18 protein-coding genes and 1 tRNA gene are annotated in these 19,905 nt (G+C 64.5%); 8 read left to right on the top strand and 11 right to left on the bottom strand.

The features are described 5' to 3' along the window. Positions 1-78: 78 nt before the first annotated feature. On the bottom strand, positions 79-1,497 hold the full coding sequence (gene gltX, locus BUB39_RS15545) for a glutamate--tRNA ligase (protein ID WP_073055019.1): 1,419 nt from the start codon (positions 1,495-1,497) through the stop codon (positions 79-81). Positions 1,498-1,623: 126 nt separating this feature from the next. Between gltX and BUB39_RS15540 the strand changes: the two genes are divergently transcribed. Then, positions 1,624-4,041, top strand: a complete 2,418-nt coding sequence (locus tag BUB39_RS15540; RefSeq protein ID WP_073055017.1) for a ComEC/Rec2 family competence protein — start codon at positions 1,624-1,626, stop codon at positions 4,039-4,041. On the opposite strand, the gene BUB39_RS15535 is transcribed toward BUB39_RS15540, so the two are convergent. Beyond that, positions 3,999-5,585: a sensor histidine kinase gene (locus tag BUB39_RS15535; protein ID WP_073055015.1), complete on the bottom strand. Its 1,587-nt coding sequence runs from the start codon at positions 5,583-5,585 to the stop codon at positions 3,999-4,001. The genes BUB39_RS15540 and BUB39_RS15535 overlap by 43 nt on opposite strands. A 97-nt stretch (positions 5,586-5,682) precedes the next feature. On the opposite strand from BUB39_RS15535, the gene BUB39_RS15530 reads away from it, so the two are divergent. The 3 genes from BUB39_RS15530 (at position 5,683) to BUB39_RS15520 (ending at position 7,482) form a co-directional block, all read left to right on the top strand. Then, on the top strand, positions 5,683-6,366 hold the full coding sequence (locus tag BUB39_RS15530) for a uracil-DNA glycosylase family protein (RefSeq protein ID WP_073055013.1): 684 nt from the start codon (positions 5,683-5,685) through the stop codon (positions 6,364-6,366). 97 nt (positions 6,367-6,463) lie between these two features. Next, a complete protein-coding gene (locus BUB39_RS15525) occupies positions 6,464-6,949 on the top strand; it encodes an Lrp/AsnC family transcriptional regulator (RefSeq protein ID WP_210187093.1) in 486 nt (161 codons plus the stop codon). Between the two features lie 77 nt (positions 6,950-7,026). Next, positions 7,027-7,482 (top strand): group III truncated hemoglobin, encoded by a 456-nt coding sequence (locus BUB39_RS15520; RefSeq protein ID WP_073055009.1) that lies wholly within the window; start codon positions 7,027-7,029, stop codon positions 7,480-7,482. A gap of 23 nt (positions 7,483-7,505) precedes the next feature. Here the strand turns inward: BUB39_RS15520 and BUB39_RS15515 are convergent, their stop codons facing one another. The 5 genes from BUB39_RS15515 to BUB39_RS15495 form a co-directional block, all read right to left on the bottom strand. After that, entirely contained in the window at positions 7,506-8,192 is a 687-nt protein-coding gene (locus tag BUB39_RS15515) for an ABC transporter permease (protein ID WP_073055007.1), read from the bottom strand. Then, on the bottom strand, positions 8,189-8,902 hold the full coding sequence (locus BUB39_RS15510; RefSeq protein WP_073055005.1) for an ABC transporter permease: 714 nt from the start codon (positions 8,900-8,902) through the stop codon (positions 8,189-8,191). Before BUB39_RS15510 ends, BUB39_RS15515 begins: the two co-directional genes overlap by 4 nt. 69 nt (positions 8,903-8,971) lie before the next feature. Further along, complete coding sequence (locus BUB39_RS15505; RefSeq protein ID WP_073055003.1) at positions 8,972-9,736, bottom strand: ABC transporter substrate-binding protein; 765 nt, start codon at positions 9,734-9,736, stop codon at positions 8,972-8,974. Positions 9,737-9,899: 163 nt separating this feature from the next. Beyond that, a complete protein-coding gene (gene mobA / locus BUB39_RS15500) occupies positions 9,900-10,514 on the bottom strand; it encodes a molybdenum cofactor guanylyltransferase MobA (RefSeq protein WP_073055001.1) in 615 nt (204 codons plus the stop codon). Then, positions 10,511-11,713 (bottom strand): benzoate/H(+) symporter BenE family transporter, encoded by a 1,203-nt coding sequence (locus tag BUB39_RS15495; RefSeq protein WP_073054999.1) that lies wholly within the window; start codon positions 11,711-11,713, stop codon positions 10,511-10,513. Before BUB39_RS15495 ends, mobA begins: the two co-directional genes overlap by 4 nt. Positions 11,714-11,820: 107 nt before the next feature. Between BUB39_RS15495 and BUB39_RS15490 the strand changes: the two genes are divergently transcribed. Then, positions 11,821-12,495, top strand: coding sequence for a GntR family transcriptional regulator (locus tag BUB39_RS15490; RefSeq protein WP_244540265.1), 675 nt, complete (start codon positions 11,821-11,823; stop codon positions 12,493-12,495). 78 nt (positions 12,496-12,573) lie between these two features. Then, entirely contained in the window at positions 12,574-12,834 is a 261-nt protein-coding gene (locus BUB39_RS15485; protein ID WP_073054995.1) for a hypothetical protein, read from the top strand. 56 nt (positions 12,835-12,890) lie between these two features. Here the strand turns inward: BUB39_RS15485 and BUB39_RS15480 are convergent, their stop codons facing one another. From BUB39_RS15480 to BUB39_RS15470, 3 genes are all read right to left on the bottom strand, one after another. Beyond that, on the bottom strand, positions 12,891-14,717 hold the full coding sequence (locus BUB39_RS15480; protein ID WP_073054993.1) for an ABC transporter ATP-binding protein: 1,827 nt from the start codon (positions 14,715-14,717) through the stop codon (positions 12,891-12,893). A gap of 414 nt (positions 14,718-15,131) precedes the next feature. Continuing rightward, positions 15,132-16,196 carry a Gfo/Idh/MocA family protein gene (locus tag BUB39_RS15475; protein ID WP_073054991.1) on the bottom strand — a complete coding sequence of 355 codons (1,065 nt, stop codon included), beginning with the start codon at positions 16,194-16,196 and terminating at the stop codon, positions 15,132-15,134. A 39-nt stretch (positions 16,197-16,235) separates the two neighbouring features. Further along, positions 16,236-17,024, bottom strand: coding sequence for a ThuA domain-containing protein (locus tag BUB39_RS15470; RefSeq protein WP_073054989.1), 789 nt, complete (start codon positions 17,022-17,024; stop codon positions 16,236-16,238). A 285-nt stretch (positions 17,025-17,309) separates the two neighbouring features. Between BUB39_RS15470 and BUB39_RS15465 the strand changes: the two genes are divergently transcribed. Beyond that, positions 17,310-17,384: transfer RNA gene (locus tag BUB39_RS15465), tRNA-Val, on the top strand. 5 nt (positions 17,385-17,389) lie between these two features. Here the strand turns inward: BUB39_RS15465 and mazG are convergent. Further along, positions 17,390-18,223, bottom strand: coding sequence for a nucleoside triphosphate pyrophosphohydrolase (gene mazG / locus BUB39_RS15460; protein WP_073054987.1), 834 nt, complete (start codon positions 18,221-18,223; stop codon positions 17,390-17,392). 220 nt (positions 18,224-18,443) lie between these two features. Between mazG and BUB39_RS15455 the strand changes: the two genes are divergently transcribed. Continuing rightward, positions 18,444-19,877, top strand: a complete 1,434-nt coding sequence (locus tag BUB39_RS15455) for a basic amino acid/polyamine antiporter (protein WP_073054985.1) — start codon at positions 18,444-18,446, stop codon at positions 19,875-19,877. The last annotated feature ends 28 nt before the right edge of the window (positions 19,878-19,905 follow it).

Here is a 19,905-nt window from a genome sequence, read left to right as displayed (position 1 = left end):
AAAGCTAAGGCCGCCATACGCAGATGCAGGGCCATCAGAAGCCCCGGTGGACGCCCGCCCGCCGGGGCCTCTGACGTCTTAAACGGCCTGGTCGGCGATGCGTCCGAGGCTCTCCTCGCGGCCGAGCGTCATCAACACGTCGAAGATGCCGGGCGAGGTCGAGCGACCCGTGAGCGCGGCGCGCAGCGGCTGTGCCACCTTGCCGAGCTTCAGCCCCTCCGCTTCTGCAAACGCCTTCACCGCTGCCTCCGTCGCCTCGATGGTCCACGCGGTTTCCGACAGCAATTCATGCAGCCGCCCGAGCAGCGCGCGGGCGTCGGCATCGAGAATGGCCGCGGCCTTCTCGTCGGGGACGAGCGGGCGAATGGCGAAGATGAATGCGGCGCCGTCCTTGAGCTCGACCAGAGTCTTGGCGCGCTCCTTGAGGCCGGGAAGCGCCATGGCGAGCTGGGCGATCTTGGCCTGGTCGAGCAGCTCGGCCATCACAGAGCCACCCGGAAGATGCGGCAGCGTCTCGATGAAGAGTGCCAGCAGCCGCGCGTCGTCCATGGTCCGGATATAGTGGCCGTTCAGGCTCTCGAGCTTCGCGAAATCGAAGCGCGAGGCGGAGCGGCCGACATCAATGATGTCGAACCATTCGACCATCTGCTCCGTCGACATGATCTCCTCGTCGCCATGGCCCCAGCCGAGGCGGACGAGATAGTTGCGCATCGCTTCCGGCAGATAGCCCATGGCACGGTAGGCATCGACGCCGAGCGCGCCATGACGCTTCGAGAGCTTGGCGCCATCAGGGCCGTGGATCAGCGGAATATGCGCCATGATGGGCACGTCCCAGCCCATCGCCGCATAGATGATCATCTGACGGGCGGCGTTGGTCAGGTGATCATCGCCGCGTATGATGTGGGTGACGCCCATGTCGTGATCGTCGACGACCACCGACAGCATATAGGTCGGGTTGCCGTCGGAGCGCAGCAGCACGAGATCGTCGAGATCCTTGTTGGGGATGACGACGCGGCCCTGGACCTGATCCTCGATTACGGTCTCGCCCTCGAGCGGAGCTTTGATGCGGATCGCCGGCTTGACGCCGGGAGGCGCCTCGGACGGGTCGCGGTCGCGCCACGTGCCGTCATAGCGGGGCGAGCGACCCTCGGCCCGCGCCTTCTCGCGCATGGCGTCGAGCTCGGCCGGCGTGCAGTAGCAGCGATAGGCTTTGCCGGCCGCCAGCATTTCCTCGACCACCTCGCGATGGCGCGGGGCGCGGGCGAACTGGAACACGGTCTCGCCCTCCCAGTCGAGACCGAGCCATTTCAGCCCGTCGATGATGGCGCCGATCGCCGCCTCGGTTGAACGTTCGCGGTCGGTATCCTCGATGCGAAGCAGCATCTTGCCGCCGGTGTGGCGGGCATAGAGCCAGTTGAACAGCGCGGTCCGGCCGCCACCGATATGCAGGAAGCCGGTGGGGGACGGAGCGAAGCGGGTGACGACCGGTTTGGACATGGGCGGTTCCAGGCTGGGCAATTCCAGGCGGCGATGATTGGGGGGAGCGGGGCGGCTGCGCCGCGTGTTCGCGTTTGTGGGCGCAGCATGTAGCATGGAGCCGCGCTTGGGCGAAAGGCGGGGATCATGGCCGGGGGCGATCGGCGCGAAACGCTTGTCGCGACGGACCGGCCGGCGGCGAGGCGCCGTCGCCGCCTGCTGTCGCATGTCCCGGGCGGACCGTGGCAGGGCTTCGGCTTCGCGATTGATCGGCTCTGGCTGGCCATGGGGGCAAGCCTCGAGCGCGAACTCGACGCGGCACGCGGCCTGCCCTGGCTGGCGGTCGCATTCGGCGCCGGCGCTCTCGCTTATTTCGCGCTGCCGTCGGAGCCGGTCGCGCCTGCGCTTCTGCTGCTCGCCATCGGCCTCGCCGTGGCCGCCTGGCGGGTCCACGAGCGCGCAGGGCTTTTCCGCCTGCTCCTCCTCGCGTCCTTGTTTGCCTCAGGCGTTGCCGCCACGAAACTGAGGACCGATGCCCTGGCGACCCCAATCCTGGAGCGCGAGGTCACGGCGACGGTCACGGGTTGGGTGGAGGGGCGGGAAGGGCGGCGCGGCGGCTATCGCCTGACGCTGCGCGTCGCCTCGATCACGGGCGCGAAACTCCGCCATCCGCCGACCCGGGTGACTGTCACCGTTCGCGGGGATGCGGCCAGGGTCGGCGACGCCGTCAGCATGCTCGCCCGCCTCCGCCCGCCCTCCGGCCCGGCGCTGCCTGGCGGCTATGATTTCGCCCGCAACGCCTATTATGAAGGGATCGGCGCGACAGGCTTTGCTTATGGCCCATCGAAGCCGGTCGATCTCGGCCCGGTGCCGCTCTCCATCCGGCTTCGTGAACCGCTCGAAATTGTGCGCGAGGCGATCCGCGTTCGCGTTCTCGCCGCGCTCTCCGGCGATACCGGCCGCATAGCCTCGTCGCTCATCATCGGCGATCCCGGTGGCATCAGCGATCGCGCCGAGGATGACCTCCGCCAGTCCGGCCTTGCGCACGTCCTCTCCGTCTCGGGACTGCATATGGTGCTGGTCGCGGGCGCCGCGTTCTGGATGATCCGCGCGCTGCTGGCCCTCGTGCCGACGCTCGCGCTGCGCCATCCCATCAAGAAATGGGCGGCAGCCGGAGCGATCGCCGTCACTTTCTTTTATCTGCTGATCTCCGGCCTCGACGTCGCGGCGCAGCGCTCCTTCATCATGACGGTCATCGTCTTCAGCGCGATCCTCGTCGATCGACGCGCGATATCGATGCGGAACGTCGCGATCGCCACCTTCATCGTCCTGGCGCTTGCGCCGGAAAGCATCCTCGGTGCGGGCTTCCAGATGTCGTTTGCCGCCACGGTCGCGCTCGTCGCCGGTTTTGAGGCCATGGCGCGCTACAGGCGCGGCCGGCGCGGGCCGCCAGCCGAGCGCTCGCTCGTCCGCAGCGTCCTCGGCTGGGCCGCCGCACTCGTCGCCGGTCTTGCCGTGACGTCGCTGCTTGGCGGCCTCGGCACCACCCCCTTCGCGCTCTACCATTTTCAGCGCATGGCGCCGCTTTCGATCGTCGCCAATGTGCTGGCCATGCCGCTGGTCGATTTCCTGGTCATGCCGATGGCGCTCATTGCCGTGCTCCTGATGCCGTTCGGGCTCGACCAGCCTTTCCTCGCGGTCATGGGCTTCGGCATCGATGGCATGATGGTGGTCGCGTCGCATGTCGCGGCCTGGTCGGAGGGGTCGGGCGGCGCGGCAATGCCGTCGGCAGCAGCGCTGCTCATCTTCATCGCCGGCTTTCTCTGGCTTGCGCTGATGGGCGAGCGCTGGCGCCTCGCCGGAATCGGCCCGATGCTGCTCGGCGGACTCTTGGCCTTCCTGCCGGCGCGGCCCGACATGATCATCGCTGCAAACGGGTTGTCGGTCGCTTATCGCGGCGCGGATGGGGGCTATGAGATCCTGGCGCGCAAGATCGACAAGTTCGGCGCCGGAATCTGGCTGCGTGCCGATGGTGATCCGCGTGATCCAGCCGATCCTGCACTGAAGGCCGGGACCGCCTGCGATAGCATCGGCTGCGTCGGTCGCCTGCCTGACGGCCGCATCGTCGCGCTGGCCCTCGATCGGGCCGCCTTCGCGGATGATTGCCGTATGGCGGCGCTGATCGTGACGCCGCTCACCGCGCCCGCGGCATGCGATGGCATGACCGCCGTCGTCGACCGGTCCCGGCTGGCGAGGACAGGCGCCGTCACGCTCGTGGCGCGCGAGGTACCCCTTCAGACGCCGACAAGCCTTCCGCGGCCGCGTGGCGCAGGCATGGCGACTGATAGCGACGAATTTTCGCCCGGCGACGAAGCTGATGCGACAGGGATTGAGGCTGAGGAGGATGCGCAGGCGAGCGGCAGCGACGAGCCGGCAACGCCGACGCCGCCTGTCGCGCGTGAAGCGGACAAGCCGCCTGAGGGCACCGATCGACTCGACGCCCTGTTCGTGGTCGGCACGACCTATCCCGCGGTTCGCCGAGCCTGGATGCCGCCGCTCGATTGAATGCGGTCAGCCGGCCTGGCGGCGGCGGCCCGTCGGCGCTCGGCTTCCTCGACGACAGGCGGAAGCGGATCCATGACTCGCGAGCGGGGGAAGCACGCGATCGCCTCCGTGCCCTCGCGCAGACGAGACCGCAGTTCGAATGTGCCGTCATGCATCCGCATCATCGCTTGGACGATCGGCAGGCCAAGCCCGGTGCCCTGTTCGGCGCTCTTGATGGCGATGGCGCCTTGTCCGAAGGCGGACATGACGATCGGCAGTTCCTCCGGGGCAATGCCGGGACCGTTGTCGCGGATCGAGACATATTGGCCGCCGCCGGCAGTCCAGCCGGCGCGGATGTCGATCGCTCCGCCCGGCGGAGTGAACTTGATCGCGTTCGACAGCAGATTGAGGATCACCTGGCGAACGGCGCGCTCGTCGGCCCAGAGCCGAGGCAGATCGGGTTCGAGCAGTTGCGTGATCTTGAGGTTCTTGTTGCGCGCCTTGAGGCGGACGAGATTTTCGCACTCCTCGATCACATGGGCGAGCGTCACCGCCTCTTCATGGAGTTCGTAGCGTCCGGCCTCGATGCGCGAGAGGTCGAGTATCTCATTGATGAGCGCCAGCAGATGCTGGCCGCTCGAATGGATGTCGCCGGCATACTCGCGATAGGTCGCGTTCTGCATCGGCCCGAGGACCTCATTCTTCATCACTTCGGAAAAGCCGAGAATGGCGTTGAGCGGCGTGCGCAGCTCATGACTCATCGTCGCGAGAAAGCGCGACTTGGCGAGATTCGCCTCCTCGGCGCGCCGGCGCGATTCGTCCGAGATCGCTTTGGCCGTTCCGAGCTCGGCGATCAGATTATCCTTCTCGGCGCGATAGCGCATCATGCCCATGGTGGTGGATTGCAGGCGCTGCGACAGCGTCAGGAAGAAGATCTCGCTGCCGATCGAGAGGAAGGAGAGGGCGAGATAGAGCACGTCCTGCCGGATCGCGAACAGCGCCACCATGGTCAGCGCGATCGGCGCGGTGCCGGCGACCGCGCCGGCGGGAATGCTGGAGGCGAACATGGTGCCGACCGCCAGGATGGTCAGCATGGTCGCGAACTGGAAAATCTCGATGCCAGGCGCCTGAACGGTCGACGTCGCGATGAGCAGGGCGATCCAAGTCAGGCCGTAACAGAATTCAGTTGCAACGAACATTCTGGTCCAGCGCCGGATCGAAACACGATCTGCGGAACTTTTGAGAAAGCGATGGCAGAGAAACGTCCCCACGCAATGCGCCGCCAGCGTCGTAGCCGCCCAGGAAATAATGATCGTATGCGACAGCCAGACGGTCGCCACCAGTGCGACGAGTGCGACAAGCAGCGGCACGGCATAGGCGGCCGAAAGCCGTGTCCGCGCATAATGGACCAACAATTCGTGATCGAAGCTCGGGCTCGTGCCGCTCATCGAGGCGAGGCTGTCGCGATGATGGCGCACCGTGCGCGCGACGGCGCGCCGCCGCTCCGCGCGCTCGCGGTTCACGACGATCTTGTCGTTCGGAAACAGCTCCGATACGCCCTGCATACAAGACATCCTTGGCGTGACGGCACGCCGATAATGTCGAGCCTAACCGGTGATGGTTTAAGTCCCCTTTCGATGGGCTGGTTAATGCAAGGTCGCGATGATGCATCCAACCAATTCCAAAGAAATTCTGTCGGAGCATCGCGCGGCCTCGCGTTTCGACGACATCGCAACGGCGGCGCGCGCCTGTCGGCTCTGCGTCGAGGCGCCGCGCGGTGCGCCGCTGCCGCATGAGCCGCGGCCGGTCATTCGCGGTTCGTCCGAGGCGCGCATCCTGATCGCTGGCCAGGCGCCAGGGACGCGCGTGCATGCGTCCGGCATTTCGTTCGACGATCGCTCGGGCGCGCGGCTGCGCCACTGGATGGGGGTGGACAGCGGTACCTTCTATGACGAAAGCCGGATCGCGATCCTGCCAATGGGCTTCTGCTTTCCGGGGCTGGATGCCAAGGGCGGAGACCGGCCGCCGCGTCGCGAGTGCGCCCCCGCCTGGCGGGAGTCGCTCGCCGCGGCGCTGCCGGCCGTTTCGCTCGTTCTGGCGATCGGCAGAGCGGCGCAGCGCTGGCATCTCGGCGCTGACGCCGACGGCGGTGTCGATGACACGGTTCGCCGCTGGCGCAGCATTGTGGAACGGACCGAAGCGCCTGTCGTCTTTCCGCTGCCGCATCCATCCTGGCGCAACACGGGCTGGCTCAAACGAAATTCGTGGTTCGAGGCGGAGCTGTTGCCCGAGTTGAGGAGAGTCATACTCGACCAAGTTGGTCGTCTTGACAGGCCGACAGGATAGAGAGAGAATAATATTCTCATCTATCGTGCGTCAGGCGGCCTAGGCGAAAAATTCGTCCCGCTGACGTGGTTTGGTACTTCAGGGACGACTGGAAATGATCGATCGGCTCGACAGAAAGATCCTGCAGATCCTGCAGGAGGACGCGACCATTCCCGTTGCCGAGATCGGGCGACGCGTCGGCCTGTCGACGACACCGTGCTGGCGACGGATCCAGAAGCTCGAGGAGGATGGCGTGATTCTCCGCCGCGTCGCCGTGCTTGATCCACGCAAGGTGAATGCGAAGGTGACGGTATTCGTCTCGATCACGACCAGCCAGCACAACGAAGAATGGCTGAAGCGCTTTGCCGAGGTGATCCGTGACGTACCTGAGGTGGTCGAGTTCTACCGCATGAGCGGGCAGGTGGACTACCTTCTGCGCGTCGTCGTGCCAGACATCGAAGCCTATGACGCCTTCTACAAGCGGCTGATCTCGCGCATCGACATTGCCGATGTTTCCTCCGCCTTCGCGATGGAGCAGATCAAATATGCAACCGCTCTGCCGTTGAATTATGTGCCGCTCGAGAAGGACAAGGGCGTGGCGTGACGCTAAGGCCTTGATCCTGATCAAGGCCGCCAGTCCGACAGCACGGCAGAAGTCCGCCCGAGCCGGAGAATGAGACCATGAGCCAGCCGATCGATCCGCGCGGCCGCGTGCCCGTGACATTGGGCACGCCCGAGGGAATCGACGAGGATGGCATCCGCCGCCTCGTGCACGGCTTCTATGACGCGGTCCAGTCGGACGAGATCCTCGGTCCGGTCTTCGCCCGCGAGGTCGAGGATGGCCGCTGGCCCGAGCATCTCGCCAAGATGTGCGACTTCTGGTCCTCGGTCTTGCTCAAGACGCGACGCTATGAGGGCCGGCCGCTCGCGCCGCATCTTCGTCTGCCCGACCTCTCCGACGCGCATTTCGAGCGCTGGCTAACGCTGTTCGCGGCAACGGCGCGGCGCACGTTCGAACCCGACCCCGCGGCTGTCGTCATCGCATTCGCCGAGCGGATCGCCAATTCCTTCCGCCTGTCGCGCGCCCTGCATCGCGGCGAGGACACGACCCGCCTTCGGCCGATAGCGGTTGCCTGACTGGAAGCGCGATCCGCGAAGGGTCAGTGCTGGCGGACATGCCGCGTCAGGCGCCGCTCCAGCATGTCCCAGACGCGGCGGATGATCTCGACCAGCGCGAGATAGAGCACCGCCGCCCAGAGATAGACCTGGAAATCGAACGAGCGCGAATAAGCGAGGCGTGTCACGCCCATCAGGTCGAACACGGTGACGATCGCCGCGACCGACGAGCCCTTGATCATCAGGATGATCTCGTTGCCGAGCGGCCGAAGCGCGAGAAGCAGGGCCTGGGGAGCCACGACCATGCGGAAGACGGAGCGCGGCGTGAGGCCGAGCGACATCGCCGCTTCGCTCTGGCCACGCGGCACCGACAGGATCGCGCCGCGAAGAATTTCAGCCTGATAGGCAGCCGTGTTCAACGTGAATGTGAACACGCAGCAGAAGAAGGCATCGCGGAACAGCCACCAGAGGCCGATTGACTGCAACTCCGCGCGAAACTGTCCCGCCCCATAATAGACGAGGAAGAGCTGCGCCAGCAGCGGCGTTCCCCGCATGGCATAGACATAGGCAAAGGACAGGCCGCCGATCACGCGGTTCTTGCTCATCCGCCCGAGCGCAATTGGGACGGCGAGGAGCGCGCCGAGGCTGATCGAGATCACCACGAGCTGCAGCGTGACAATAAGGCCTGACAGCATGCGCGGGCCGTAATTTTGCAGCAGCTCCCAGTTCATGCTGCCCGCCTGTGGCCGCGTTCGGCGCGTCGTTCGATCGCCGTGATGCCGATCGATGAGATCATCGACATCGCGAGATAGATGAGGCAGGCGACGCCGAAGAAGAAGAAGGGCTGTTTGGTGACGCGCACCGCGATGCCGGTCATGCGCATCAAGTCATCGAGCGCGATCACCGAGACGAGGGACGTATCCTTGAGGAGGATCAGCCAGAGATTGGCAAGGCCGGGCAAAGCGAGGCGGATGAGCTGCGGCAGGATCACGAGCCGCAGCGTCGGAAATGGCCTGAGGCCGAGCGCCTTGGAGGCTTCCCACTGCCCGCGACCGATGCCGTTGAAGGCCCCGAGAAAGACTTCAGATGCATAGGCCGAGAAGACGACGCCGAGCGCGACCATGCCGGAGACGAAACCGCTGATCGCGACCGTCTGGCCAGGCGCGACAAGGTTGACGAGCTTCTGAAGAAGGATCTGTCCGCCGAAATAGACGATGAAGATCGTCAGCAGTTCGGGCAATCCGCGGAAAACCGTGGTGTAAAGATTGCCAAAGGCGCGCAGGAGACGGCTGTTGCTGCGCTTTGACTGCGCGATCGCAAGGCCGAGAACGAGCCCGAACGGCAGCGTGGCCACGGCGAGACGGATCGTAAGCCAAGTGCCGGCGGCGAGGGCATTGCCCCAGCCGCCAGGCCCGAAACTGATGAGGTCGATAAGGTCCAAGCCGATCTTCCTCTGCCGCCTTTCCGGTCATGCCGATCAGGCAAGGCCGGGGGCGGGGTTATCCTTGGCTCAGTTGGCCCAGATCGAGAACGGGAAGTACTTCGCGTTGATCTTGTCGTACGTGCCATCAGCCTTGATGGCTTCGACAGCCTTCGAGATGGCGTCGCGAAGGTCCGTATCCTCCTTGCGAACCGCCGCACCGACGCCGCCGCCGAGCGGAACATCGGCGACGATCTCGCAGCAGCCACCATCCTTCGTCTTCAGCCAGTCCATGCCGACGATCTTGTCGACGAGCAACGCATCGATGCGGCCCGAGGCGAGGTCGAGATTGACCTCGTCCTGCGTCGGATAGAGCTTCACCTCGAAGCCCGGATAGGCCTTCTCGAGATAGCCCGACTGGATGGTCGAGGACTGGGCGCCGAGGGTCTTGCCCTTGAGGCCTTCCGGCGAGACGTCGGTGATGCCCGATCCCTTCACGGCGATGAAGGCGGAGGGGGTGCTGTAATACGCCCGCGAAAAGTCGACGACCTGCTTGCGCTCATCGGTGATCGACATCGAGGCGAAGATGGCGTCGAACTTGCCAGCTTGTAGGGCCGGAATGATGCCATCCCAATCCTGCGCCACGAAGGTGCAAGTGGCCTTCAGGTTGGCGCACACCGCCTTGGCGACGTCGATGTCGAAGCCTTGCAACTGCTTGTCGGAATCGATGAAGTTGAAAGGCGGGAAAGCACCTTCGGTGCCGATGCGGATCGTCGACCAGTCCTTGGCCTCCGCCGAAAGAGTAACCGCGACAAGGGTCGCTGCCGTCAGGGCAATTGTCTTGAACAGGCGCATGTTCCAGGACCTCAGTGTTTCCTTCGGCTCCCAAAGGAACCATTTGTCATTGCTAGCATCGCGAGGAGCGAATGCACAATCGGGCCGCTTCTCGTTCAGGCGACGATCGAACCAGCCCCCTATCGATCGTCCTGCCTAAGCGTTGAGCGTGCTTTGATAAGCATCACAATCTGTGTCCGCCCGCAAGCCACGCCTCGGCACGATCAAGGTCATCGGGCGCGTTGACGTTGAAAAACGGATCGAAGCCGTCGGCAGCGACGGGCCACGTCGCGACCGCGAAGCCTTCAGCCGCGAGAAAGCCGCGCACGCCGTGGCTCTTTGCCGTCTTGCGCCACGACCGAAGGGCGGCGGCGCGCGCGATCGGCCAAAGCGCGAACACCGGGTGGTCTCGCTCGCCCGACGCTGCGATCACGATCCGGTCTTCGGAACCGGCTGTGGCGACCAGGCGCGCGACGAGATCGATGGGCAGCAGAGGGCCGTCGACCGGGACCGTGACAAGAAAGCGCGGGGGGGAGGGAAGCGTCGCGGCCCAATCGAGCCCGGCCTGAACGCCGCCGAGCGGGCCCGTATCCGGGCGATCATCGGCGACGACCGGCAGTCCGAAGCCATCGAAGCGGCTTGCATCGCCATTGGCATTCAGCGCCAGAGGGCCGACCTGTGGTCCGAATCTCGCGATGACATGGGCCAGCATCGGTTCGTCGGCCAGCGGGACGAGCGCCTTATCGCGGCCCATCCGGGTCGAGCCGCCTCCTGCGAGGACCAGGCCCGCGATCGTCATCGGCTCCAGCGTTTGTTGAGAAGCATGAAAGCTCCGCCTGCTGCGAGCCCCCAGAATGCCGCGCCTATTCCGAAAAAGGAAAGGCCTGATGCAGCCGTCACGAAGGTGACCATCGCGGCATCGCGATCGGCGGGATGCGCAACAGCGCCGGCGAGCGCCCCGCCAAAGGCGCCGAACAGCGCGAGCCCGGTTGCCGCCTGGATCAGCACCGGTGGCGCGATGGCGATCAGCGCAGCGGCGGTGGTCGCGCCGAGCCCCAGCACGAGATAGGTGAAACCTGCCGAAACGGATGCGATCCATCGGCGTCCTGGATGCGGGTGCGCATCAGGGCCGGCACAGAGCGCCGCCGTGATGGCCGCGAGATTGATCGTGTGGCCGCCGAAGGGCGCCGCGATGATCGACCCGATGCCGGTCGCGACGAAAACTGGCCCGACCGGCGGCTCATAGCCATTGAGCCGCATCACGGCGATGCCAGGCAGGTTCTGCGAAGCCATGGTCACGATGAACAGCGGCACGGCGAGCGACACCATGGCTGTCGCCGAGAACTGCGGCCAGACGAAGGTGATGTCCGGAATGAAATGTGCCCCTGCCAGCCCGCCGGCCGGCGCATGCCAGGCGATCATCGCGATCGCCGTCGCGACTGCCGCCGGCACGGCCCAGATGCGCCTGATGCGGCCAACCAGCGCCCAGACCAGCACGACCGGAATGGCGAGATCGGGCTCGAGCGCGACTGCCTTTGCGGGGGCGAGGCAGAGACCGAGCAGGATGCCGGCCAGCATGGCGCTCGCGAGCACTGGCGGTATGGACGACACGAGCTTGCCGAATGGCTTGATCAGCCCGGCGGCGATGATGAGGATGCCGGCACCGATAAAGGCGCCGATCGCGACCGCATAGCCGCCGTCGAGCATGCCGGTAGCTGCGAAGAGAACCGAGCCCGGCGTCGACCACGCGATGCTGAGCGGGATGCGATAATGCCAACTCATGCCGATCGCGAGCAGGCCCTGTACGATGCAGATCGCGAGCAGGCCGGAAGCGGCCTGAGCCGGGGTCGCGCCGACCGCTATGAACCCTTGCAGGACCACAGTAAAGACGCCGGCAAAGCCGACAAAGGCGGCGATGATGCCCGCAAGCACGGGCTGCAGATTGCTTGAGCGGGCAAGGCCGGCGTGAGCGTCATCAGAGGTCGGAGAAACCGTCATGGGAACACTTGAGAATTGAGTTTGTCAGCGATGATTGTTAGATTGGATCCAATCGACAGGCAAGGCGCCGTTGGCTTTTCTAGGCGGTCTGGAGGATGGGAGGGGCAGTGACTTCGCTGGAAGGCATTATCCAGTCGGGCGGGCGTCGCTATCGCACCGCGACGGAATATGTCGAGGCAACGCTCAAGCAGGCGATCCTCTCCGGCGCGCTTTTGCCTGGCACGCCGCTGAGGCAGGAGGAACTTGCAACCCGCTTCGAGATGAGCCGCATGCCGATCCGCGAGGCGCTGCGCCAGCTCGAAGCGCAGGGGCTCGTCGATTTCGAGCCCCATCGCGGCGCGATCGTCGTCGAGATCACGCTGGCCGATGCGGACGACAACTTCGCGATTCGAAGCGCTCTGGAGCCACAGGCATTGCGCCTGTCGCTGCCGCATCTCGGGGCCGACGATTTTGCGCTTGCCGACGAGGTCATCGCCGAGATCGACGGCGAGACCGACCCTGCCCGTATGGGGGAACTCAATCGCCGCTTTCACATGACGCTGTACGCGGCCGCCGGACTGCCACGCCTGCTCGCCCTGACCGAGCAGCATCTCGTCGCCGCCGATCGCTATCTCCGATTCCACCTCGCCACCGATGGCGATATGGGGCAGGCGGAGCACCGCGCTCTTGTGGCCGCTTGCCGCTCTGGCGACGAGACCGAAGCAGTTGCTGTTCTCGGCCGTCATCTGGCGCGCGCTAAAGCGGGCCTGACGGGATTCTTTGCGGCCCGCGCTGCAACCTGAGCGGGACGGAACGTTCGGCTGGACCTCCGCATTAAAGGTAGAGGCCAGAGGATGCCTCGTCTGCACAGGATGCCCATCATGAAGACAGTTGCGATCGTCGCTTCAACCGTCGCCGCTCTTATGGCGGTATCCATCGCTCCCGCAGGCGCCGTGAGCGCCAGCAAGGCGCGACAGGTCTGCATCAATGCGGCTGCCACCCAGCACAACGAACTGAAGGGCAATGTCCAGGTTCGCAAGGTGAAGGCCGGCAAGTCTGGCGCGCAGGTCAACCTCGTGGTCAAGGATGTCGAGGTGAACTGCATGGTCAGTTCGGGCGGCAAGGTCCGCTACATCAACTGACTTTCATGAAAACGGGCGACCCGAGGGCCGCCCGCTCTCCGTTCCATATCTTTCGCTCACGCAGCGAAGTCGAGGCCCTTGGCGAGTTCCATCGCCTGGCGCTCGAACAGCCGGCGATAGATGCCGTTCTCGCGTCGGACCAGCACGTCATGCGTGCCTTCCTCTGCGATTTGACCGCGTTCGAACACCAGCAACCGGTCCATCGACCTAACGGTGGAGAGACGGTGGGCGATGACGATCGCCGTGCGTCCCTCCATCAACCGCTCCATCGCCTCCTGGATCAGCGCTTCCGATTCTGAATCGAGGCTTGACGTTGCTTCGTCCAGGATCAGAACCGGCGCGTTGGCCAGGAATGCGCGCGCCAGAGCGACGCGCTGGCGCTCGCCGCCAGAGAGCTTGACGCCGCGCTCGCCGACCAGTGTCTGGTAGCCTTTCGCCATTCGAGCGATGAAGTCATGCGCATTGGCGAGCCGCGCCGCCTCCATGATCTCCTCCATCGACGCACCGGGCCGGGCATAGGCAATGTTCTCCGCCAGCGAGCGGTGAAACAGGATCGGCTCCTGTTGGACGATCGCGATCTCGCCGCGCAGCGATGACTGCGTGACATGGGCGATGTCCTGCCCGTCGATCAGGATGCGGCCGCGGTTCACGTCATAGAGCCGCTGGATCAGCTTGACGAAGGTCGTCTTGCCAGATCCCGAGTGCCCGACGAGGCCAATCTTCTCGCCTGCAGCGATGGTTACGCTGAAATCCTCATAGAGCGGCGTGTCGTGCCCAGCATAGTGGAACGTCACGTCGTCGAAGCGGATTTCACCGGCACCGATGCGCATCGGCTGCGCATCTGGTTGATCCTCGATACCGAGCGGCTGATCCTCGAGACCCACCAGTTCTTCCATGTCGTTGACCGAGCGCTGCAGGTTGCGGACATGCATGCCGACATCGAGCAGATAGCCTTCGAGTACAAAGAACGAGGTCAGAACGAAGGTGACGTCGCCAGGGCTTGCCTGACCTTGCCACCAGAGCCAGAGGACCAGGCCGATCACGGCGCCACGCAGGATCACCACCATGGCGTTCTGCGAGGTGCCATTGTTCGTGCCGCGGACCCAGGTTCGCGCCGTGCGGATGCGCCATTTGCCAACGATCCCGGCCAGCCGCGCATCCTCGCGTGCCTCGGCGCCGAACGCCTTGACGACGGAGTTACAGCTGACCGCATCGGCGAGAGCGCCGCCAAGCTTGGTGTCCCAGGCATTGGCGAGGCTCGCCGCGGGCGCGACGTAGAACAGCGAGAGCGATACGGTCACAGTGATGTAGACCACGGAGCCGATCGCGACGATCACGCCCATCATCGGCCAATAGGCGCCCATCAGGATCGTAGTGCCGACCAGCACGACGACCGACGGAAGCAGAGCCAGGATCAACGTATCGTTGAGCTGGTCGAGCGCCCACATGCCGCGCGAGATCTTCCGCACCGTCGAGCCGGCGAAGCTATTGGCTTGCCAGTTCGTCGAGAAGCGCTGGACGCGGAAGAAGGCGTTTTCGGCGACGGTCGACATGATGTTGAGCGTCAGGCGGATAATGCCCATGAAAGCGAGATGCCGCGCCACTACCATGCCGATGCTGAGCGCCATGACGGTCAGGAACGCCCGCACCGCGACCGCAAGCGCGGCCTCCCGCTCCGTGCCGCTCGAAGCGAGTGCATCGACGATGCGTCCCGCGAAAAGGGGCAGCAGAACGTGAGCCAGCGTCTCAATCAGCATGGCCCCAGCGACAAAGGCAGCGATGCGCTTCTCTTTGCGCCAATGTGCGAAGGTGAAGGCGAAGACTTTCGCGAACGGACCGGAAAGCCAGCGGCTGCGCGGCCGCAAAGCATTGATACGAATCATGATGACGAACCCGGCCGCTGAGCGCGGTTCCGGCCTCAAAGAAGACAATGATCGGCGGACGCGGCGTTGCAGCAACGCACCGTCACACGGCGGAAAAGAGGAAACTGGGAGGAGGGCGGAGACCGTGCGCGGCTGAGAGCCGGGGCCGGATGCGCCTGTCGTCCGAACTAGAGTCCGGCTGGTTCCCGGACATGGAAGGCAGGTGCGGCAGCTATATGCATCGATGCCATGCAGTCCTCCCTCGTTGGACGTGTCAGGAGGAGAATGTGTATCGCAAGACGCCGGGCATGCCAAGCCGTCGCCGCGGCGAAGTGCCACGTCGAAGCTTCGGATATGGTTTTCTGTGCCCAAAAAGACACAGAGCAAAGAGGCAGTTGATGAAGACGGCCCGGCCGGAGCCGGGCCGCAAAAACGTTAGTCGGTCACAACCGGTGCCGCTGCATGGAGGGCGCGAGCGGCCTCCTGGGCGAAGCAGAGGTCGAGAATGCGCTGCACTTCCGCCGCACGGCGAAAGGTCGGCTCGTCATTGACGCCGGTGTTGCAGGCCTTGGCGAAGCGGGCATAGGTGGTCGGCACCGGTGGGCACTCGACGTCCTTCCAGCTCGACGAATCGATGTCCGGACCTTCGCAGATCTTCAGCGAGGAGACCTTGCCGTCGGTCCTGACGTCGAGGCCGCCAGCGGTGCCAAAAAGGCGGAGCGTCAGGTCGTTGGCATGGCCAGTCGCGAAGCGGGTCGCCGAGATCGTGCCGAGCGCGCCATTGGCGAATTCGGCAGTCATCACGGCTGAGTCGTTCACGTCGAGCGGATAGTCGCCGATCTTGTCGCCTTCGGCCTTATGGAAGGTCTTCAGGCGGCTGTCGATATTGGCAACCTCGCTGTTCGCCGCGAAGCTGGCGAAATCGACGATGTGCACGCCGACATCGCCGAGAACACCCTTCGAGCCGTGCTGGGCCGACAGGCGCCAGAGCCAGCGCGATTCCGTGCGCCAGTCGCCCCATGCCTTGCTGACGAGCCAGCTCTGCAGATAGGACGCCTCGAAGTAGCGGATGTCGCCGATCGCACCGGCCATCACCAGCTCGCGTGCCTTCTGAAGGGCAGGCGAGTTGCGGTAGGTGAAGTTGACCATGTTGATGACGCCCTTGGCCTCGGCCGTTTCGGCCATTTCGAGGGCGAGGGGGTAGCTGGTCGCGAGAGGCTTCTCGCAGAACACATGCTTGCCAGCGGCAAGCAGGCGCATGGTTGTCGGATAGTGCACCGCATCGGGCGTCACATTGGCAACGGCGTCAAAGCCGCCCCACGCGATCGCTGATTCGAGATCGGCGAACAGTTCGGTTATGCCGAACTGCTTGCCGAATGCCTCGCGGCGTGCCGGGTCGGTTTCGACCGCGGCGACGAGTTCAGTATTGGGCGCGGCTGCGAATGCGGTCGCGTGGCTGACGGCCATGCTGCCGGTGCCGAGGATAAGGATCTTAGCCATGATGGTAGATGTGTGCTCCTGAGCGCGATCCAGCTTCCTTTAGCGGAAGCCGGCCTCGCCAGCCTTGTGCAGCGTTTCGCCCTTGATCGTCAGCGGACCATTGGGCGCCTTGTCGGCGGGCGTGTTGGGGGCATTGGTAATGCCGGCCCAGGCGGGAGCGGGGTTGTTGGCCCACTTGACCGCGTTCTTCAGCACCTGCTTGACGTCGGTGTTGTAGTAGATCGGATAGGTTTCGTGGCCGGGCGAGAAATAGAAGATCTTGCCGCCGCCGCGCTGATAGGTGAGGCCGGAGCGGAACACTTCGCCGCCTTCATACCAAGTAACGAAGACCGTCTCCATGGGCTCCGGAACCGTGAAGGGCTCGCCATACATCTCGGTCTGCTCGATCTCGAAATAGTCCGAGAGACCCTGCGCGATCTGATGATTGCGATTGATGACCCAGACGCGCTCCTTCTCGCCGGCCTCGCGCCACTTCAGCGAGCAGGGCGTACCCATCAGCCGCTTGAAGATCTTCGAGAAGTGGCCGGAATGCAGGACGATGAGACCCATGCCTTCCCAGACGCGATTGGCGACGCGCTCGACGATCTCGTCGGAGACCTGGCCATGCGCCTTATGGCCCCACCAGATCAGCACGTCGGTCTTGGCAAGGCGCTCGACCGAAAGGCCGTGCTCTGCTTCCTGCAGCGTCGCGGTCGACGCTTCGATCATCGGATCTTCGCCGAGTCCCTTCGCGATCGTGGTGTGCATGCCCTCCGGATAGATTTTCCGGACTGTCTCGTTTTCCTGCTCGTGAACGTTCTCGCCCCAGACGACGACGCGGATCGTCATGATCTCATTCTCCCTTGAGGGTTCCTCGGTGACACTTCCAGCCCGCGGCACGGGCGCGTTTCGAGCACGACTCGGGACGGGCGCGGAAGCTCCGCGTGGCCAATCCAAAGCGCTTTGGATGAGTAGCGGGTTATCTATAGCGCGCCTCACGGCGGATACAATATGGTCTGGTGAGCGCCGATGCAGGCTTTTGCAAGGCGGGTCGAGAACCCCCCGATCGCCCGCTTGACGCGGCGCCGGCCATGTCTCTATATGCCGCCATCTTCGTCGGCGCGCCCGGCGAACGGGCGGTTAGCTCAGCGGGAGAGCATTCGCTTCACACGCGAAGGGTCACTGGTTCAATCCCAGTACCGCCCACCATTTCCTTATTCCCTGCCAGCCGTCTTGGCGTCGATCCAGAGCGTTTCCATCTCGTCGAGGCTTGCCTCGGCTGGACTACGCCCAATTTCTCCAAGGCGCCGCTCCACATGGCCGAAACGATGGCGGAACTTCTCGTTCGTGCCGCGCAGCGCCGCATCGGGGTCGATATCGAGATGACGGGCGAGGTTCACGACGGCAAAGAGCAGGTCGCCGACTTCGTCCTTTAGCCGCGCGGGGGCCTGCTCGGCGGCCGCAAGCTCTTCCTCGACCTCCTCGATCTCCTCCCGCATCTTCGCGATCACGGCATGCGGATCGTTCCAATCGAACCCGACCGTCGATGCCTTCTTCTGCAAGGCCACGGCGCGCGCCAGCGGTGGCAATCCGGTGGGGACCTGTTCCAGCAAGCCGGGCGTTGATTCGGCCGGCAGGCCGGCAGCCGCCCGTCGCTCGGCGCGGAGCCGCTTTTCCTCCGCCTTGATCTCGTTCCAGAACCCCTTCGCCGACCCGGCGCTGCGTGCCTCCTCACTCCCGAACACATGCGGGTGACGCCGGATCATCTTGGCTGTGATGCTCTCGATCACATCGCCAAACGCGAACGCCCCTTCCTCCTCGGCCAGGCGCGCGTGATAGACCACCTGCAGTAACAGGTCGCCAAGCTCTTCCTGGAGATCACCACGATCGCCGCGTTCGATCGCATCGGCGACCTCATAGGCCTCCTCGATCGTGTAGGGCGCGATCGTCTCAAAGGTTTGCTCGACGTCCCAGGGGCAGCCGCCGACCGGCGCGCGCAATGCCGCCATGATGTCGATGAGGCGGGCGATATCACGCGAAGGCTGCATGGGGCGGTCCTTGGAGAGGCATTTGGAGGCGGCAGCCTCCGGGCATCTGGTGCGCCCGTCAAGCCGATGTCGTGCGGCGCCAGTGGCCGAAGTCGCCTATTTTTTGGACACATTGCACAGGAATGGAACGCCCAGCTCATGTCGCCGAACTGGACGAGGCGCATGATGCGTCAAGCCGCGATGCACAGCGCGCCGGGTGCAACCAGATCGAGGGCGGGAAATGGCTTCCAGGACGACGGGGAAGATGTCGCTTCCCATGCTGACCGCCATGGTCGTCGGCTCGATGGTCGGGGCGGGCATCTTCAACCTGCCGGGTCGCTTCGGCGCGGCGACGGGACCGTTCGGGGCCATCATAGCCTGGATGATCGCTGGCACCGGCATGTACATGCTGGCCCGGGTCTTCCAAGCGCTTGCCGAGAAGAAGCCTGAAATCGATTCTGGCGTGTTCGCTTATGCCAAGGCCGGTTTCGGCGACTATATGGGCTTTCTCTCGGCCTTCGGATACTGGCTCGGCAGCTGCCTCGGCAATGTCTTCTACTGGGTGTTGATCGGCTCGACTCTCGGCCGTTTCTTTCCCGAGATCTTCGCCGATGGCAGCAGCCCGACCGCGATCATCGTCTCGCTGATCGGCATCTGGGCCTTTCATTTCATGATCCTGCGCGGGGTCGAGCAGGCGGCCTTCATCAACACAGTCGTGACCGTTGCCAAGATCGTCCCGATCATTGTGGCGATCATCATCTTCGTCTTTGCCTTCAACTACAGCCAGTTCTCCGAGAATTTCTTCGGCGGCGTCGGCATGGTGGAGAAGTCGCTGTTCCAGCAGGTGCGCGACACCATGCTGATCACGGTGTTCGTCTTCCTCGGCATCGAGGGCGCGAGCGTCTATTCGCGCTTTGCCAAGACGCGTGCCGATGTCGGCTCGGCCACCATTCTCGGTTTCGTCGGCGTCATGGGGCTGATGGTGGCTGTCACGCTGCTGCCCTACGCGGCCATGCCGCGCGGCACCATTGCCGGCGTCCAGCAGCCCTCTCTCGCGGGCGTGCTGGAAGTCGTCGTCGGCCATTGGGGGGCGGTGTTCATTTCCATCGGCGTGCTCATTTCCGTCCTCGGCGCCTATCTCGCCTGGTCGCTGATCTGCGCGGAGGTGCTGTTCGCCGCGGCGAAATCGCAGGATATGCCCCGCCTCTTCGCCGCGCAGAACGGCAACAGAGTGCCGGCCAACGCGCTTTGGCTGACCAATATCGTCGTGTCGCTGTTTGTTATCTCGACCTACTGGTCGCGCGACGCGTTCAATTTCATGCTCGACATGACGAGCGTGACGTCGCTGCTGCCCTACCTGCTGGTCGCCGGCTATGGCGTCCTGATCGCGCGGCGCGGCGAAGGGTATGCGACGACGCCGCAGGAGCGCAGCCGCGATCAGATCTTCGCATCGATCGCCGTCGCTTACACGATCATCATGTTCCTGGCCGCTGGCCTCAAGTATGTCCTGCTGGTCGCGGTCCTCTATGTGCCGGGCACCGTGCTCTATGTCTGGGCGCGGCGGGAACAGAACGCGCGGCTCTTCTCCTCGGCCGAACTCATCGTCTTCATCATAACCGCGCTCGCCGCCATCGCGGGCGCTGCCGGCCTCGTGACCGGCATCATCACGCCTTGACGTCAACGTCGCAAAGAGAGGTCGAATC

The organism is Kaistia soli DSM 19436, from assembly GCF_900129325.1.
GTDB classification, from domain to species: domain Bacteria; phylum Pseudomonadota; class Alphaproteobacteria; order Rhizobiales; family Kaistiaceae; genus Kaistia; species Kaistia soli.
Note: the sequence above shows the minus strand (reverse complement) of the source record. Positions and strands in the feature narration are given on the sequence as shown.